This window comes from Amorphoplanes friuliensis DSM 7358 (assembly GCF_000494755.1).
In the GTDB taxonomy this organism is placed as follows: Bacteria; Actinomycetota; Actinomycetes; order Mycobacteriales; family Micromonosporaceae; genus Actinoplanes; species Actinoplanes friuliensis.
Map to the genome: position 1 here is coordinate 3,940,222 of NC_022657.1, position 16,648 is coordinate 3,956,869.

13 protein-coding genes are annotated in these 16,648 nt (G+C 70.8%); 4 read left to right on the forward strand and 9 right to left on the reverse strand.

Annotated elements, in window-relative coordinates; all coding sequences use genetic code 11:
- The 3 genes from AFR_RS18315 to AFR_RS18325 all read right to left on the reverse strand — a co-directional run bounded on the left by AFR_RS18315 (position 1) and on the right by AFR_RS18325 (position 4,903).
- Positions 1 to 1,584: a flavin monoamine oxidase family protein gene (locus tag AFR_RS18315; RefSeq protein ID WP_023362285.1), complete on the reverse strand. Its 1,584-nt coding sequence runs from the start codon at positions 1,582 to 1,584 to the stop codon at positions 1 to 3.
- 96 nt (positions 1,585 to 1,680) lie between these two features.
- Entirely contained in the window at positions 1,681 to 4,326 is a 2,646-nt protein-coding gene (locus AFR_RS18320; protein WP_023362286.1) for a hypothetical protein, read from the reverse strand.
- A 34-nt stretch (positions 4,327 to 4,360) separates the two neighbouring features.
- Complete coding sequence (locus AFR_RS18325; RefSeq protein WP_148307998.1) at positions 4,361 to 4,903, reverse strand: hypothetical protein; 543 nt, start codon at positions 4,901 to 4,903, stop codon at positions 4,361 to 4,363.
- 67 nt (positions 4,904 to 4,970) lie between these two features.
- Between AFR_RS18325 and AFR_RS18330 the strand changes: the two genes are divergently transcribed.
- Both AFR_RS18330 and AFR_RS18335 read left to right on the forward strand, forming a co-directional pair.
- Positions 4,971 to 6,809, forward strand: a complete 1,839-nt coding sequence (locus AFR_RS18330; RefSeq protein WP_023362288.1) for a Xaa-Pro dipeptidyl-peptidase — start codon at positions 4,971 to 4,973, stop codon at positions 6,807 to 6,809.
- A 134-nt stretch (positions 6,810 to 6,943) separates the two neighbouring features.
- The gene (locus AFR_RS18335) at positions 6,944 to 8,152 is read left to right on the forward strand and encodes a serine hydrolase domain-containing protein (RefSeq protein ID WP_023362289.1); all 1,209 of its coding nucleotides are present in this window, start codon (positions 6,944 to 6,946) and stop codon (positions 8,150 to 8,152) included.
- A gap of 26 nt (positions 8,153 to 8,178) precedes the next feature.
- On the opposite strand, the gene AFR_RS18340 is transcribed toward AFR_RS18335, so the two are convergent.
- The gene (locus tag AFR_RS18340) at positions 8,179 to 9,171 is read right to left on the reverse strand and encodes a DUF6461 domain-containing protein (RefSeq protein ID WP_148307999.1); all 993 of its coding nucleotides are present in this window, start codon (positions 9,169 to 9,171) and stop codon (positions 8,179 to 8,181) included.
- 60 nt (positions 9,172 to 9,231) lie between these two features.
- Between AFR_RS18340 and AFR_RS18345 the strand changes: the two genes are divergently transcribed.
- Positions 9,232 to 10,392 (forward strand): alkaline phosphatase PhoX, encoded by a 1,161-nt coding sequence (locus tag AFR_RS18345; RefSeq protein ID WP_023362291.1) that lies wholly within the window; start codon positions 9,232 to 9,234, stop codon positions 10,390 to 10,392.
- 18 nt (positions 10,393 to 10,410) lie between these two features.
- Entirely contained in the window at positions 10,411 to 10,743 is a 333-nt protein-coding gene (locus AFR_RS18350; protein ID WP_023362292.1) for a TraR/DksA family transcriptional regulator, read from the forward strand.
- Here AFR_RS18350 and AFR_RS18355 read toward each other — a convergent pair.
- The 5 genes from AFR_RS18355 to AFR_RS18375 all read right to left on the reverse strand — a co-directional run bounded on the left by AFR_RS18355 (position 10,737) and on the right by AFR_RS18375 (position 16,528).
- Positions 10,737 to 12,332 carry a methyl-accepting chemotaxis protein gene (locus AFR_RS18355; RefSeq protein ID WP_023362293.1) on the reverse strand — a complete coding sequence of 532 codons (1,596 nt, stop codon included), beginning with the start codon at positions 12,330 to 12,332 and terminating at the stop codon, positions 10,737 to 10,739. The genes AFR_RS18350 and AFR_RS18355 overlap by 7 nt on opposite strands.
- 105 nt (positions 12,333 to 12,437) lie before the next feature.
- Positions 12,438 to 13,526: an ABC transporter ATP-binding protein gene (locus tag AFR_RS18360; RefSeq protein ID WP_023362294.1), complete on the reverse strand. Its 1,089-nt coding sequence runs from the start codon at positions 13,524 to 13,526 to the stop codon at positions 12,438 to 12,440.
- Between the two features lie 13 nt (positions 13,527 to 13,539).
- Complete coding sequence (locus AFR_RS18365; protein ID WP_023362295.1) at positions 13,540 to 14,322, reverse strand: carbohydrate ABC transporter permease; 783 nt, start codon at positions 14,320 to 14,322, stop codon at positions 13,540 to 13,542.
- A gap of 17 nt (positions 14,323 to 14,339) precedes the next feature.
- Entirely contained in the window at positions 14,340 to 15,188 is an 849-nt protein-coding gene (locus tag AFR_RS18370; protein ID WP_041842376.1) for a carbohydrate ABC transporter permease, read from the reverse strand.
- Complete coding sequence (locus AFR_RS18375; protein ID WP_023362297.1) at positions 15,188 to 16,528, reverse strand: ABC transporter substrate-binding protein; 1,341 nt, start codon at positions 16,526 to 16,528, stop codon at positions 15,188 to 15,190. Before AFR_RS18375 ends, AFR_RS18370 begins: the two co-directional genes overlap by 1 nt.
- Positions 16,529 to 16,648: the final 120 nt, after the last annotated feature.

Here is a 16,648-nt window from a genome sequence, read left to right on the forward strand (position 1 = left end):
TCAGTGCGCCAGCACCCGCTGGTGCAGAGCGGTGACGGCGGCACGGGCCGAGACGAACGCCCCGTGCTGCCACGCCACCTCGTGACTGAGCCAGTCGCCGGCGAAGTGCACGTGCCCGGCGGGCTGCAGCAGCAGGTTGTAACCCGCCGAACCCCACGGTGGTGAGGTCCACGCGCCCTCGAGGTAGCGCGTACGGTGCCAGGCGATCGAGAACGAGTGGGTCAGCTCCGACCGGTACTTCTCGCCGTGGATCTTCACGCCCTGCTCGACCGCCCGCAGCAGACGCTGCTCGGGGGTCAGCGAGCCGTACGCGCGGGCGTTCGCACCGGTGTTGTAGTAGCCCACGATCAGGCCTCGGTCGGCGTGGAAGCCCGTCGACGGGTACCAGATGTGCGAGACGTCCAGGTCGGTCTCGGTGATGCCGCCGTAGATCCGCAGGTCGTTCTCCCACCAGCGGCCGGCGTACTCCAGACCGATCTTGCCGGAGGCGGTGACGGGGAAGGAGCCGAGCGCCGACTGCACCGCGGTGCCGAGGTTGTGCGGGATCCGGGCCATCAGGTGCGGTGGCAGCGCGGCGACACAGAAGTCGGCCTCGATCGTGCGGGTCCGGCCCTCGCGGCGGTAGGTGACCTCGACACCGTCCGGCTTGTCGGTCACGGCGGTGATCTCGGCACCGAGCCGGATCCTGCCCGCGCCGATCGCGCGGCTCAGGGCGTACGGGATGCGGTCCATGCCACCGACGGGCTGGAACATCATCATGGCCTGGTCGTAACCGAACTCGAAGCTGAAGTAGCGTCCGACGTTGCTGGCGAAGACGTCCGCGAGCGCCGCCGGACCGTCCAGGGGCGTCCCGGCGTCGTTGCCGGCGCCGGGGTAGCTCGCGTAGCCGCGGCGGTTGGTGCCCTGGTACTCCCAGCCCGCGGTGCGGCCCCCGATGGCGCCGAAGCTCTGCAGGAACGACAGCACCCGTTCCTTGTCGGTGGCGGTCAGCTGACCGTCGAGGGCGCCCTGGTCGGTGGCCTTGGCCAGCAGTTCCGAGACGTATCCGTAGACGTCCGCCTTTGCCGTGCGGTAGCGGACGGGCTTGCCGTTCGCCTCGTTGTAGATCAGCGCGTCGGCGTTGGCGTTCACGAAGGGTTCGATCGGCACACCGAGCTCGCGGCAGTAGTCGAGGGTGACCATCCACTGGGCGATGCGCGCCGGGCCGGCGTTGAGGTAGATGCCGGGGGAGAACGACGCCCGCTGCGTCTGCCCGTCCAGATCGGTCTCGGTCGTGCCGCCCCGGACGGTGAGGTTGCGCCCGCCGGCCACCCCGCGGGCCTCCAGGATCGTGCAGTCGTACCCGGCCTTGCCCAGCTCGTACGCCGCGGCGAGCCCGGCGATGCCGCCACCGAGGATCACCACCCGCTTGGCGCTGCGCCCGGTGAGACTGAAGTCGGACTTCCGCGGCGGGTCGAACGGTGGCGCGGGCGCCGCGGCGGCCGGTGCCAGCCCGAGTGCTCCCATGGTGGCGAAGAGGGCGCCGGCACCCCCGCTGACACCGACGGACTGCAGGAACCGCCGACGGCTGACACTTTCACGCACGGCTGCCTCCGGAATGTGGGGTCACGGAACGCCTGATTCTGTGACCGCCCGGTTACACCCGCCCGCGACCCGTGTTACTGATGTGTGTCGATGCATCTAGTGCAGTTGGAGCGTCACCTCGCCGGTGCCCGCACGCGCGGGGTCGACCACCAGGCGGTAGGTGCCGTCCCGCGGCAGTGTCACGTCTTCCAGGCGCCCGGCACCCCGGGCCAGGCAGCCTTCGGCGAGGCCGGCGCCGTCGGAGGCTTGGATCTGGAGAACGCCGCACTGGTCGGGGATGCTGGCGCCGCTCGCGTCGACCGCGACCGTCTGCCCGGCGGTCCCGGTGAAGGTGAACCGGGCCAGCCCGCCCGGGTCGCCGATCGTCGCGGTCACCGGTCCGCCGCCGATCGAGATCTTCTCCCGCTGGTCCTTCGACACGACGATGCCGAGTCTCACCTCGCCGACAGCGTCGCCGTCCGGGTCGACGTCGATCCTGTACTCGCCGTCGACGGGCAGGGCCGCGCCGTCGATCACGCCGCCGGTCTTGACACAACCGAGCCCGATGGTGCGACCGTCGGGTGCGCGCACCGTCAGGGAGCCGCACTGGTCGTCGAACGACGACGACTCGACCTCGATGTAGGCGCGTTCGCCCTCCTTCCCGGCGAAGGTCTGATGGCCGACCGCGCCGGCCTGCTCGACGGAGGCGACCGAAGAGGCCGGGTCGCCGACGGCCGGTGCGGAGACGAGGGCGGCGATGTCGGACGCGATCGTTGCGAAGTCGGCCGACCCCGTCAGCGACACGTCGAGCACACAGTTGGCCAGGTCGGTCGCGCCGGTGACCCCGGCCGCACTGCACGCCACGCTGGCCGCCTCGGCCCGTGCCGGCGACTGCGTGGGCTCCGATTCGGAGGGGAAGGCCCGATCGGTGAACGTGGCAGTGTTCTGGCCGTCCGCGTAGTCGAAGAGCGACGTGTCGTCGGTGACCCGCCACTTGTCGGCGAACGCCGTATAGAGCTGGGCCGTACCGGGGAAGTCCCCGAGCAGGCCGGACCGGTCATCGCGGCGGTTCGCGGCCGGCGCGACGGTGAGGACCAGACCGTAGGCGCCGGTCCGCCAGACCGAGGCCACCGCACCATCCGCCCAGGTCACGTCGTAGATGTCACCGGTGTACTGGTCGACGCTGCGACCGAGCACCGCCCCGCCGGGGAGGGGCGTGTCGCCCGTTTCCACCGTGGCCGGGTCGCCGTCCCGGTGGACCACGATGTGCCCGTCGACCAGATAAAAACCGAGCCGCGTGTCACCGGCCCGCAGCGCGACCGCACTGTTGACCGAAACCGTCCGGTACCCCGGCAGCGGCGCCTGCCGCACCTGGATGCCGGGATCCCCTGCCGCGACGAACTCACCGACCGCCTGGAACGAGTACTGCTGACCGTCGAACGTGGTCAGGTGCGGATCACCGTTGGACACGGCACAGCTGCCGGAGGCGCACCGCCGCGCCTTCTTGGCCGGTGCTGACGTACCGGGCGCGGGCTTGGCGGTCTTGTCCTTCTTCGTCTTCTTGCCGGGCGCGCAGTCGTCGAGGGTCGCAGGCAGCGCGATACCGCCGTACCCGGTCCGGGGCTTGAGCCCGTGGGAGGTGCGGTACGCGTTCTCGGCGTACGTCGCCCGGATCTCGTCGACGAAGACGTTGCTGTCGCCGCACTTCGCGTCGCTCAGCTTGTTGTTCGCGGCGTCCTGCGCGTGCACGAGCTCGTGGTAGAGCTCGGCGCACGGGTCGTAGTTGACCCCCGCGGCCTCACCCTCGATATGGCTCTTGTCGCGGTAGTCCCACTTGATCAGAGAGCTGCGGGAGTCACCGCCGAGCTGCACCCGCTCGGAGTAGATCCACTGGTAGATCCGGACGGTCGGCGCACCCTTGCCCCGGCCGTCGAGCTGCTCCCACAGGTCCGGGTTGAAGTCCCCGATCAGACCCGCGCACCCGCCGTAGACCACGTTGGACGCCGTGTCGGAGCCACCGCTGTAGACGATGTCCGCTCGCGCCCGCCCCGGCAGGGTCAGCGTCCCCGCCACCACCAGCAGGAGCACCAGGACCGGCGCGGCCGTCGAACGCCGGCGGACGACAAGAAGGATCACGACGACCAGCAGCAGGATCACGAGGAGGGCGCCGGCGGTCAGCAGCGCGAGCAGCAGCCGTGACGGGCCCGGCTCCCCGACCTCGAACGCGACGGTCACGACGTTGCTCCGGCCGGTGCAGGCGTCGGCGCCCACGATCGCCGGGACCTGGTAGGCGAGGTCGACGCGGTAGGTGCCGGCGTCCGCAGTCGGCCAGGTCGTCTCCAGCGCCGACTGGTCGCGCAGGGGAGTCACCGTGGTCAGGCCCTGCGGCTGGACGGCATCCAGCGTGAACGACGCCGTGTCGCCGGGTGCGATGCTGCGGGCGTACCGGGTGAGGATCGTGCCCGAGCCGGACCCGATCAGGGCGCGGGCGAACGACGGGGTGAGCGGCCGGCCGTCCCGGGTCGCGGCAAGAACGGAGACCGAGGCGTCGGCGACCGAGGCCAGGACACACGGCTCGTCGTGCCGGTTGGTCACCACCAGACGCAGCGGCACCCCGGCCCCGGGCTCGTGGACCGCTTCGGGGGTGGTGACGTCGAGGTGCACTCCGGAATCCGCCGCGGCGGCCGGACTTCCCCATCCTGCGATGACCGCCGCCGCAAGAGCCGCACCGGTGATCATCGACCTCACGACCGAGCTCAGCATGCCCCGATGGTCGGGCCGGGCGCTGAAGGATCGCTTAACGCGCCCGGAAGACGATGGTGGTGCTGAAGCTGGTGCCGTCGGCCTGGATCGCGTAACAGCCGGGGCCGCCGACCGTGGTGGTGCCCGGCAGGTCACCCGGGTCGTTCTCGATGACGGCGTAGTGGCCGCCGTCGCGGTCCTCGCCGACGTAGGAGAACTTGCTCAGTGCCGTCCCCGGGCCGTCGATGCGGCCGGCGCGGATCAGGACCGGTCCGAGGTAACCGGCGCTGGTCCAGCGGACTTTCGCCTCGTAGGCGCCGTCCGGCAGGCGGTTCTCGGATCGCAGCGCGAGGGTCGTGCCCGGCCCGAAGTAGTAGGCGATCGGGTGCACCGGGGCGTCCCCGAGCACGGCATCACCGGGCGGGCTCACCGGCGTCGGCACGGTGACCGGGCACGGCGCGCCGGCGGCGAGGGTGGGCAGCCGCAAGGGCGGGGGTGTCCAGGAGGCCGACGCAGAGGGGGAAGGTGAGGGTGACGGCGTGCTGTCACAAGCCGTCAGCAGTGCCAGTGCGGCGACCGCCGGGATCCAGGACTTCACCGGACCAGTTCTACCAGGCCGTGTCGGACGGGTCTCGAACATCGATGACAGGCGATAGTGTCACCGGATGCGAACCGTCCGAAGTGTGGCGCACACCCTCGCCGCCGTCACCACCGCAGCCCTCACGGTCCTGGCCACCGCCGCGGTCGCCCAGGCGGCTCCCGTCGCCGCCGGCACCGAACCGGTCCACGACTACAGTCAGGCCGTCCGGGAGCAGGTCTGGGTGCAGACCCAGGTCGACAGCGACTTCGACGGCAAGCCCGACCGGGTGGCCGTCCGCATCATCCGTCCCCGCACCGAGACCAAGGTGCCGGTGATCTTCCAGGCCAGCCCTTACTACGCGGGGCTCAACGACGTCCCGAACCACGATGACATCGACCGTGACGGCTCCGACGCGCGCCGCAGTGCCGCCCCCGGCGCCGACCGCGCGGAGTCCATCGTCTTCTCGGGCTACCTGGACAACTACTTCGTGCCGCGCGGTTACGCGGTGGTCTTCGCCGACAGCCTCGGCAGCGGCGGCTCGGACGGGTGCCCCACCTCGGGCGGCCGCAACGAGACCCTGGGTATGAAGGCGGTCGTCGACTGGTTCAACGGCCGTGCGCCCGGCTTCGACGCCGAGGGCAAGCCTGTCCGGGCCGACTGGTCGACCGGCCGCACCGGCATGATCGGCGTCTCCTACAACGGCACCCTGCCCAACGCCGTCGCCGCCACGGGCGTGCGCGGCCTGGAGACCATCGTCCCGATCGCCGCGATCTCCAGCTGGTACGACTACTACCGCGCCAACGGTGGTGTCGTGGCACCCGGCGGTTATCAGGGTGAGGACACGGACGTGCTCGCCAAGGCGGTGCTGACGCGCGACAACCCCGAGGTCTGCGCCGAGGTGATGGCCGACCTGGAACAGGACCAGGACCGCGTCACGGGCGACTACAGCAGGTACTGGGCCGAGCGTGACTACGTGCGGGACGCCGGCAAGGTCCGTTCGAGTGTGCTGCTGGTGCACGGCCTGCACGACGACAACGTCCGGACCATCCAGGCGGGCCAGTGGTGGGACGCGCTCGCCAAGAACAACGTGCCGCGCAAGATCTGGCTGCACCAGGCCGGGCACACCGACCCGTTCAACGTCCGCCGTACCGAGTGGCTGACGACCCTGCACCGCTGGTTCGACCAGTGGCTCTACAAGATCGACACCGGCATCATGCAGGAACCGATGGCCGACGTCGAGGTCGCCCCGACCGTGTGGCGCACCTCCACCACCTGGCCGGTCCCCGGCACCGAAGCGACCTCGATGTTCCTGGGGAAGTCCGGCCTCCAGCCCCGGCCGTCCTGGCCCTTCGAGCGTCAGTCCTTCGTGGACGACCCCTCGCAGACCGCCGAGGAGCTGGCCGACAACGAGCTCAGCACCGACCCGAACAGGCTGGCCTGGCTCTCCGCGCCCCTCACCCGCGAGACCCGCCTCTCCGGTACGCCGAAGATCACCGTGCGCGCCGATCTGGCCGGCAAGTCGCCCTACCTGACGGCGCTGCTCGTCGACTACGGCGTCGCCGACCGCTATGCGGGCCTGCGGTCGCTGCCGGTCCAGGACTGTGTCGGCCCCGGCATCCCGGAGGACCCGGGCTGCTTCACCCGCCGGGAGTACGTGACGGCGCAGACCCCGTCCGAGATCGTCACCCGGGGCTGGATCGACGCCCGCAACCGGATGTCCGCGGCGCACACCTCGCCGATCAAGGCCGGGAAGGCGTACACGTTCACCTGGGATCTGCAGACCGAGGACCACGTCTTCGCGCCGGGCCACCGGATCGGGGTGGTCCTGATCTCCACCGAACGTGACCACACCCTGCGCTACCCGGCCGGCACCGAGGTCGGTGTCCGGCTCGGCATCTCCCGGGTCGTCCTGCCCCTGAGCTGACGTTCATCGAGTTGGTTCGATCGGTTCTCCAGACTGATCGAACCAACTCGCCCCGTTGTCCGTGAACAGTTCCGAGACGTCTCGTACCAGGCACACCACGTGCACCGGCTCGGCGAGGACGGCGGGGAACTGTCATGACCAACGTGACCGACCAGCACTTTCACGAGGGCACCCGGCATTCGGGCAAGTCCTGCCAGGAGCGCCAGGGCGACCTGATCATGAGCCGCCCGTTCAACGAGTGGACCTTCACCCACATGAACTGGCTCCTGCCCAGCGAGCGTGTCTCCCGCGGTGGTTTCCGGTTTCCGCTCCCGGGGGAGTCCCGCCCGCTGGACCTGACCTACCGCTTCGACGGCCGCGACCACACCCTGGCCGACCTGCACCGCCGCACGCACACGACGGCCTTCGTGGTGCTGCACCGCGGTGCGGTCGTGCACGAGTCCTACCCGGGCCGGTTCGCCGGGCCGCGTGCCCGGTTCCAGCTCTTCTCCCTGTCGAAGTCGATCACCTCGATGCTGGTCGGCATCGCCCTGGCGCAGGGCGCGATCGGCAGCCTGCGTGATCCGGTCACGGCCTATCGGCCCGACTTCGCCGGTACGGCGTACGACGGCACCACGCTGGGCGACCTGCTCGACATGACCAGCGGTGTCGGCGGCCCCGAGCAGTGGGATCTCCCCGGCGCCGACATCAAACGTTTCGAGGAGGCCTGCCTCGGCCGCGGCACCGTGCTCGACGTGCTCCGCACGGCCCCGCGCACGGCCATCCCCGGCACGCGTTTCAACTACTCCACCCTGGACGCTCAGCTCATCGGCTGGATCCTCGAGGCGGCCACCGGCCGGACCCTCGCCCAGTACGCCGCCGAGCACCTGTGGAGCCGCATCGGCGCCGACCGGGACGCGTACTACTGGCTGACCCGTTCGCGCCCCCGGACCGCGGTCGGTGGTGGCTCGTTCAACGCGACCGCCCGTGACCTGGCCCGTGTCGGTCTGCTCATGGCCCACGACGGCCGGCTGGCCGGCGAACAGATCGTGCCCCGCTCCTGGGTCCGCCGCACCGATGTCCGTACCGTCCCGCACCTGGCCGTCGGTGCGCTCGGCCCGAGCGGCTACGACCACTACGGGTACGCCGGGCAGTGGTGGACCCTCGCGGGCGACCACCGGGCGTTCACCGGCCTGGGTGTCCACGGCCAGTACCTCTTCGTCGACCCGGTGGCCGACGTCGTGATCGTCAAGTGCAGCGCCTGGCCCGACGAGGACGACCCGTCCCGCGACCGCGAGACGATCACCGCCCTGCAGCGCATCGCCGAACACCTCGACCAGCGCTCGGACGTCCTGACCGCCTGACCACGGCCTGTCCGCTTGCTCGCGGCTCAGGCGGTCGTGGCGCGGAGGGTGGCCAGTGCGGCGTCCCGGGCCGCGTCATCGGCCAGAATCTCCGGGCCGTCCGCGAGCGGGCGCAGGGCGGCGAGCACCGCCACCCGGGAGTCGGTGTCCAGCACGCCGCGCAGCGCCCGCACGAAGAAGCCGAGCGGATCGTCCTGCGGTTCCGCCAGCCAGTCGCGGACCCTCAGGCCCAGCGGTGAGCCGATGGCCACCGGGCTGCCACCGGCGAGGGCCTCGTCCAGGCCGGGAGTGCCGGTGATCCCCAGGACCGCTGCCTGGCGGCGCAGCTCGGCCACGGCGACCGCCCGCTGGACCTCGGGCTTCGCGGCCTCGGCCGCGGCGACCAGTTCGGCGGCCTCGGGTGTCCGTCGCCCGGCGCGCAGCAGGTCACCACGCCGGGCCGGGGTGACGAACCACGGTTCGAGCCGGGCCGAGAGCCGCGCACTCCGCAGCGGTCCGGCCGGCACCCGGACGCCCGTGATGCGCTGCGCCAGCACGAGGGCCTTGGCCTCGGCGTGTTCCCAGGTCGTCTCGGACTCGTCGGACGGCGGTTGCAGGCCCAGCGCGTCCATCAGGTGGCGCAGCATCCCCGGGTCGGAGCCCCAGGTCGTCTCCGGCGCCGGGTAGCCCGGGTCGAAGCCCGACACGGTCGTTCCGTCGACCGCATATCCGAAGTGCGCCGCGGCCGCGTCGTTGCGCAGCACCGAGACGGCGGCGGTGCCGCGGGAGACCGCCTCGAGCACGGCATGGTCGGCACCGAGCGTCCCGGCGGGCTCGACGACCACCGACCAAGTGCCGAGGGACAGCGCCGCGGCGATCGGCGGGCCGGACAACTCCTCCGGTGTGCGTTCGCGCAGCGTGTCCGGGTAGCCGCCCATCCGCAGGAGCGCCTCGGACGGGTCGGCGTTCTTCACGAACGTCAGGCAGAAGGTCTCCCCGAGCTCGGCACTGAGCTCTCGGGCGATCACGAGGTCATTCACAGCGCCCAAGGGTAGGCCCTGCGGTTATGATGGCGTTTTGTCCAGAATTTGGGGATAGTTATGGACCGTCGGACCCTGCTGCGCGCCACCGTGCTCGGCGCGGGCGCCGTGGCGTTGCCGTTCACGAGCTGGTCGGCGGCCTACGCGGCCGCCCAGCCGGGCGCGGGACCCTACGGGCCGCTGAGGTCCGCCGACGCCCACGGGATCAAGCTGCCCGCCGGGTTCACCAGCAGCGTCGTGGCCCGCTCCGGCCACCGCGTCGCGGGCACCGGGTACAAGTGGCACGACGCGCCCGACGGCGGTGCGACCTTCCCGGACGGCGACGGATGGATCTACGCCTCCAACTCCGAGGTGCCGCCCCCGGCGGGGCGCGGCGGCGCCTCGATGATCAGGTTCGACGCCGACGGCCGTGTCACCGGCGCGAAGCGCATCCTCGCCGGGACGACCAGCAACTGCGCGGGCGGCGGCACGCCGTGGGACACCTGGCTCTCCTGCGAGGAGATCGACCGCGGCCGGGTCTTCGAGACGTTCCCGAAGGGCGGTCCGGCGATCGCGCGCCCGGCGATGGGCCGGTTCAAGCACGAGGCCGCCGCCGCGGACCCGGACCGCAAGGTCGTCTACCTCACCGAGGACGAGCCCGACGGGCGGTTCTACCGCTTCGTGCCGGACCGCTGGCCGGACCTGTCCGCCGGGACGCTGCAGGTTTTCTGTGCCGGTGACGGCAGCTCCGGCGCCTTCACCTGGGAAAAGGTGCCCGACCCGGGCGGTGCGCCGGCCCGGACCCGCCACCAGGTACGCGCCGCCAAGCCGTTCAACGGCGGTGAGGGCTGCTACTACGCCGGTGGCACGGTGTGGTTCACGACCAAGGGTGACGGGCGCATCTGGGAGGTCGACCTCGGCGCCGGGCGGTTCCGCCTCGCCTACGACGACAACCTGGTCAAGCCCGGGCCGGCGCCCCTGACCGGTGTCGACAACCTGACCGGCTCGTCGTCCGGCGACCTCTACGTGGCCGAGGACAACGGCTCGATGGACATCTGCGTGGTCACGCCGTCGGGGCGCGTGTCGCGGTTCCTGACGGTCACGGGACAGGAGAAGTCGGAGCTGTGCGGGGTCGCGTTCAACCCGAAGGGGGACCGGCTCTACTTCTCGTCGCAGCGGGGCCGGTCGGGGCTGATCACGGACGGCATCACCTACTGCGTGCGGGGCCCGTTCCGCACCTGAGCGGCGTACGGTCGCGGCATGGACCGTGACGGCGAGCTGCACCGCCTCCGTGAGGAGGCGCTGGCGCAGGTCGAGCGGCTCGACGCCGACCTGCACGAGCTCTTCGAGGCGTCCCGGTCGTCGAACGCCGACGACGAGCACGACCCCGAGGGCAGCACGATCGCCTTCGAACGCGCCCAGCTGACCGCCCTGCTCGCCGCGGGCCGCCGGCGCCTCGCCGACCTCGACGCCGCCCTGGAACGGTCCGCGGCCGGCACCTACGGCTTCTGCGAGCGCTGTGGCAAGGCCATCCCGGCCGAGCGGCTGGCCGTCCGCCCGTTCGCAGTCACCTGTGTGAGCTGCGCTCAGTAGCGGAAGGCGGCCACGAGCCCGCTCAGCTCCGTCGACATCCGGGCCATCTCGGCCGTGGCCTGCCGGGTCTCGCCGACACCCTGGCTGGTCAGCCGGGCCGCCTCGGCGACCCCGGTGATGTTCTGGGCGATCTCGCCGGTGCCGCCGGCCGCCTCCGACACGCTGCGGTTCATCTCCGCGGTGGTGGCGGTCTGCTCCTCGACGGCGGACGCGATGGTGGTCTGGAAGTCGCTGATCCGGGCGATGACGGCCGAAATGCCCTCGATGGCCGTCACCGCGCCGCTGGTGTCCGACTGGATGGCCTGGACGCGGCGGGAGATGTCCTCGGTCGCCCGGGCGGTCTCCTGCGCCAGATCCTTGACCTCGGAGGCGACGACGGCGAAGCCCTTGCCCATCTCACCGGCGCGGGCCGCCTCGATGGTGGCGTTGAGGGCGAGCAGATTGGTCTGCTCGGCGATCGAGGTGATCACCTTGATGACGTTGCCGATCTCCGCCGACGACTCGCCCAGCTTGCCCATGGTCGCCGACGTCTCGGCGGTCACGCTGACCGCCTCCTCGGCCACGCGGGCCGCCTCGGTCGCATTCTGGGAGATCTCCCGGATGGACGCGCCCATCTCCTCGCTGCCGGAGGAGACGGTATCGACGCTGCGCGAGACCTGCTCCGCGGCGGCGGAGACGGCCTGGGCCTGCACGGTGGTCTCCTCGGCCGACGCGGCGATCTGAGCCGCGGTGCCGGTCATCTGCTCGGTGGCACTGGCCAGGGTGGCGGCCGAGCCGTCGATGGTGGAGATCGTCTCGCGCAGCCGGACCATGGCGGTGTCCAGGGCACGGCCCATCTGACCCGGCTCGTCGAGCGAGGTCAGGCCGGTGGTCCGGGTCAGGTCACCCTCGGCCAGGCCGTCACAGACGTTCCTGACCCGGGCCAGCGACTGCACGATCTTGCGAGCCACCAGGACCCCCAGGCCGAGGGCGATCACCAGCCCGACCGACAGCACCACGATCGAGGTGAGCCGGCTGGACTCGTATCCCGACTTCGCCGCGGCAGCGTTCGCGGCGGCATCGTCGGTCTCCATCGCGTCGAGAGCCGCCACGGTGTCGTAGACCTCCTTGAGCAGCGGCACCGTCTCGGTGTCGCGGATCTTCGCCCAGCCGACCAGGTCGTTGCGCGTACCGGCGGGCAGCATCTTGTCGCGGGCGATTCCGGCGTAGGCCCGCCAGGTCTGCTCCAGCTCGTCGATCACCGCCGGGTCCGCGGCCGGGCCGCCGGCCCGGTAGGCGGCCATCGCCGCGTCGAACGTCTGCAGATCCGCCGCGAAACCCTGGGCGAAACGCGTCGTGGCCGCTTCGTCCTGCGACAGCGCCTGATTGGCCAGATCGACCCGGGTCTGGGCCACCGCCGCCTTCAGCTGGCCGACCGCCTTGATGCTCGCGACGTTGTCACGGTAGATCGTCTGCGCCGAGGCGCTGGCGTCGCTGAGGGACAGCAGCCCCATGCTGCCGATCACCAGCGCGACCAGCGCGGCGGCACCCACCGCGGCGACAACCTTGATGTTGACACTCAGATCGTTGAGAGAGCGTGGCGCAGCCATCGGAACCTCTTCCGCCTTCACGCGGCGAGCCCCCGCCTGCCGCACCCTCACTATCGCCATTCCCGGCCGGGAGAGGGGTGCGGTTACGAAAATGCATCCGAGGCGTCAGCCGGCCGGCAGCGCCAGGGAGGTCTCCGGGTCGTAGAACCGCAGCGCCGTCACCGGCCCCCGCAGCCAGACCCGGTCGCCCGGTTTCGCGGCAAAACCGGGCCCGGCCTGCACCTTGAGCTCGTGCGGCCCCCAGCGCACGGTGAGCAGAACGGCGGCACCCGTCGGCTCGGCCACCTCGACCTCCGCGCTCTGCCAGCCCTCCTCGGCCGTGGCGGAGACCTCGATGTTCTCCGCGCGCAGCCCGACCAGCACGTCGCGGCCGGACCACCGCGCCAGCCGGTCCGGCCCGGCGAGCTCCTCGTCGCCGACACGCAGGCGGACGCCGGAGCCCTCCTGACGGACCGCCGCGGTGAAGAAGTTCATCGGGGGAGCGCCGAGGAAGCTGCCGACGAACTTCTCCCCGGGCCGGTCGTAGACGTCCATGGGCGTACCCAGCTGGGCGATGCGGCCGTCGCGCATGACCGCGACACGGTCACCGAGCGACATGGCCTCGGCCTGGTCGTGGGTCACGTACAGCGTGGTGGTGCCGAGCCGGGCGACGATCTTCTTCAGCTCGGCCCGGAACTGCATGCGCAGCAGGGCATCGAGGTTCGACAACGGCTCGTCCATCAGCAGCACGTCGGCGTCGACGACGATTGCGCGAGCCACCGCCACACGTTGCCGCTGACCACCCGAGAGCTGGGCCGGATAGCGGTCCAGATAGTCGGTCAGGTCCAGCAGCTCGGCCGCCTTTTGTACGCGCGACTCCCACTCCTGGCTGCCCACCTTGCGCATGGTGAGCCCGAAACCGATGTTCTGCCGCACCTTCAGATGCGGGAAGATCGCGTAGGACTGGAACACCATCGACAGGCCGCGCTCGCGGGCGGGCAGACCCGTCACGTCCCGCCCGCCGATCGTCACGGTGCCGCTGTCCGGCGTCTCCAGACCGGCGACCATCCGCAGCAGCGTCGTCTTGCCGCAGCCGCTCGGGCCGACCAGCACCAGGAACTCGCCGTCGGCGACCTCCAGGGTGACGTCGTCGGTGGCCCGCCGGTTGCCCGACGGGTACGTCTTCACCAGGTTGCTGACCACTACACCGGCCATCAGTCGTCCCCCGTCATCGGAGCGTGGTCCCCCACATGTTGAGCAGGTAGCGGCGTACCACCGCGATGAAGATCAGGGCCGGCAGCACGAGCGCGAGGCCACCGGCGAAACGGAAGGCCAGCGGGGAGTCCGCCAGCGTGGCGAGCACCTGCGCGGGCAGGGTGCGCCTGTTCAGGGTGAGGATGCTGGCGCCCAGCACCTCGTTCCACGAGAGCACGAAGGTGAACATCGCCGACGCGGCGATCCCCGGCAGCGCCTGCGGCACCACCACCCGGACGAAGGCCTTCAGCGGCGAGGCGCCGAAGATCATCGCCGCTTCCTCCTGCTCGCGGGACACGCCCAGGAAGATCGCCGAGGTGATCAGGATCGTGGTCGGCAGGGCCAGCGCCGTGTGCAGCAGTGTCACCGCGTACGTCGTGTCGTAGAGGCCCGTGTCCAGGAAGATCCGGGCCAGAGGCACCGACAGCACCACGATCGGCAGTGCCCGCGTCAGCAGCAGCCCGAGCTGGTACGGGTTCCGGCCCCTGAACGCGTACCGGGCCAGGGCGTACCCGGCGGGCAGCCCGATGAGCAGGGCCAGCACCACCGTGCTCAGGCCGATGGTCAGGGAGTTGAGCAGGCCGCCCACGATGCCGGTCGACTGCAGGAACGTCGTCATCGTCTCGCCGGACACGTCGGTCGGCAGCAGCGGCAGCGGGAACGTGTTCAGCGACTCGCGGCTCGACAGCGCCGCCAGCGCGATGAGATAGATCGGTACGCCCATGAAGAGCGTGATGACGATGCAGCCGATCTGCACCCATATCCGTCCGGCCCTCATCCGCTGATCTCCGGGCTTCGCCGCATCAGCCGCAGATAGCCGATCGCCGCCACGATGGACAGGGCCAGCACCACCAGGGCGATCGCCGTGGCGACGTTCGGGTTCTGCAGCGAGTAGTACCACTGGTAGGTCTCACCGACGAGCAGCGGCAGGTTGCGCCCGGTCAGCGCCTGCGCGACCGCGAACGCCTCGAGGGCAAGAATGGTCCGCAGGATCAGCGCCACCTGGAGGCTGGGCCGCAGCTGCGGCAGGATCACGTGCCGCACCCGCTGCCAGTAGGTCGCCCCGAAGACGGCGGCCGCCTCGTCGTAGTCCCGGGGGATGCCCTGCATGCCGGCCACCACGATGACGAAGACCAGCGAGGTGGCCCGCCACAGCTCGGCGATCACCACCGCCACGAACATGCTCGTGGGATTTTCGAAGGACAGCCACGCGTACGAGCCGAGGCCGAGCATGTCGAGCACGGAGTTGAGGTAACCGCGGTCGGTGAAGATGGACAGCCAGACGAGCCCGGCCGCGAGGTCGCTGATCGCCAGCGGCACGACCCAGATGTAGAAGTGCAGACCGGCCAGTTTCGGCCGCTGCCGCAGCAGCAGCGCCATCGTCAGGGCCAGCACGAACTGCAGCGGGATCAGCACGACGATGAGCAGCGCCGTGTTGCGCGTCGCCTCCCAGAAGTACGGGTCGTCGACCATGCGCCGCACGTACGCCAGGGTCGGCCCGTCCGGTCCGGTGAAGGCCTGCCCGATGCCGGCGATCAGGGGCCACAGGAACAGCGCCGTCATGAAGATCAGGGACGGGGCGATGAGCAGGACCGCCGCGGGCGGCCGGACTCGACGGGCCATCAGGCCACCCGGCACGGGTTGCCGGCCGGGTCCGGCTGCCAGCACGGGATCTTGAGCTCGTCGAGGATGGCGTTGAGCTGACCGGCCTGCGCGTCGAGGACCTGCCGCACCGGCTTGTTGTCCAGGCAGATCTCCTTGAAACAGTTCTTGAAGATCTGGCCGACCTCACCGTCGCGGGCGCCGAGCCCGACCGGGGGCAGCGACAGGAGGGCCTTCGGCGCGTCCCGCTGGGCCTTGATCGCCTGCTGGGCGAGCGCGATCGCACCCGGCAGGTCGGCGGGCACCTGGGCGTTGGTCACCGGGAAGAACGCGTTCTGCCGCAGCACGTCGAGCTGCACCTCCGGGGTGGTCAGCGCCTTGATGACCTCCTTGGCCTTGTCGGTCTCGGGCGCGCCCTTCGGGATGCCGAGCCCGGCCAGCACGAGCATGTACCCGAGGCCCTTCGGCCCGGTCGGCGCCGGCACCATCAGCCAGTCGTCGGGCTTGTCCGCGGGCGCCCCGACGAGCCGGGCCACGTGGTCGAAACCGATCAGCACCTCACCGCGCTGCAACGGTTCCTGGAGGTTGTCGTACGTCGTCGAGCCGCGCGCTGTCTGCGCCCACAGGTCCTTCATGTACTCCCAGGCGGTCACGGCCTCGGCGGAGCGGAACGCGGTGATCTGCGCGCCGGTGAAGCTCGGCAGGAGGAACCCCTGGAAGAACCGGTGGTAGAGACCCTTCACACCGGCCGGGATGCCGAAGACCGGTTTACCGCCGTTGCCCTGCCGCGCCGCCGTCGTCCAGCTCAGCAGCTGGTCGTAGGTGAGCTTCTGCACGTCGGCGCCGCTGGGCAGCCACTCCAGGGCCTTCTTGTTGACCGCGAGGACGTAACTGGCCTGCATCCACGGGACGTACTTGGTGGTGCCCCCGCCGAGCTTGGCCAGGCCGGTCAGCTCGGGGGCGAACCCGCGGTCGCCGAGCGAGCCGATGACGTCGTCGAGGTCGATCAGCCGCGAGGTGTGCTGCGCGAGGTCGCCGTGCAGGGCGCCGACCACACCCACCTGCACCTTGCCCGCCTCGACCTGCGTCTGGATCGTCGACGAGAAGATGCCGGTATCGACCTGGTTGAACGCGACCTTCTCGGCGGTCACGCGGTCCTTGAGGATCTTCTCGAAGCGCTGCTTCTCCTCGACGGGGCTGAACTGGTTGGACATCAGGGTGACCGTGCCGGCCTCGCCGCTGGTGCCGCTGGTGGACACGCCCCCACAGGCGCTGAGCACGGGCGCGGCCGTCACACCGGCACCCAGCGCCAGCAGGGCACGACGGCTGATCCGTGGTCCGTCCGTGTTCCGGTACGTCATCGCCACATCCCCTTCGTCGCGGCACGGCGCCGCCGACGTGCGAGAAGGGCGGACGTCGGCGGGCCGCGCTCTGCTGTGGACATCAATCTATGTGACTTCGTTGTTTCCGGCATGCCACGA

Excerpts from the sequence above, each read along its gene's own strand:
- AFR_RS18320 (WP_023362286.1), bottom strand. The coding sequence starts at position 4,326 with ATGCTGAGCTCGGTCGTGAGGTCGATGATCACCGGTGCGGCTCTTGCG.
- AFR_RS18345 (WP_023362291.1), top strand. The coding sequence starts at position 9,232 with ATGGACCGTCGGACCCTGCTGCGCGCCACCGTGCTCGGCGCGGGCGCC.
- AFR_RS18370 (WP_041842376.1), bottom strand. The coding sequence starts at position 15,188 with ATGGCCCGTCGAGTCCGGCCGCCCGCGGCGGTCCTGCTCATCGCCCCG.
- AFR_RS18350 (WP_023362292.1), top strand. The coding sequence starts at position 10,411 with ATGGACCGTGACGGCGAGCTGCACCGCCTCCGTGAGGAGGCGCTGGCG.
- AFR_RS18355 (WP_023362293.1), bottom strand. The coding sequence starts at position 12,332 with ATGGCTGCGCCACGCTCTCTCAACGATCTGAGTGTCAACATCAAGGTT.
- AFR_RS18335 (WP_023362289.1), top strand. The coding sequence starts at position 6,944 with ATGACCAACGTGACCGACCAGCACTTTCACGAGGGCACCCGGCATTCG.
- AFR_RS18360 (WP_023362294.1), bottom strand. The coding sequence starts at position 13,526 with ATGGCCGGTGTAGTGGTCAGCAACCTGGTGAAGACGTACCCGTCGGGC.
- AFR_RS18330 (WP_023362288.1), top strand. The coding sequence starts at position 4,971 with ATGCGAACCGTCCGAAGTGTGGCGCACACCCTCGCCGCCGTCACCACC.
- AFR_RS18375 (WP_023362297.1), bottom strand. The coding sequence starts at position 16,528 with ATGACGTACCGGAACACGGACGGACCACGGATCAGCCGTCGTGCCCTG.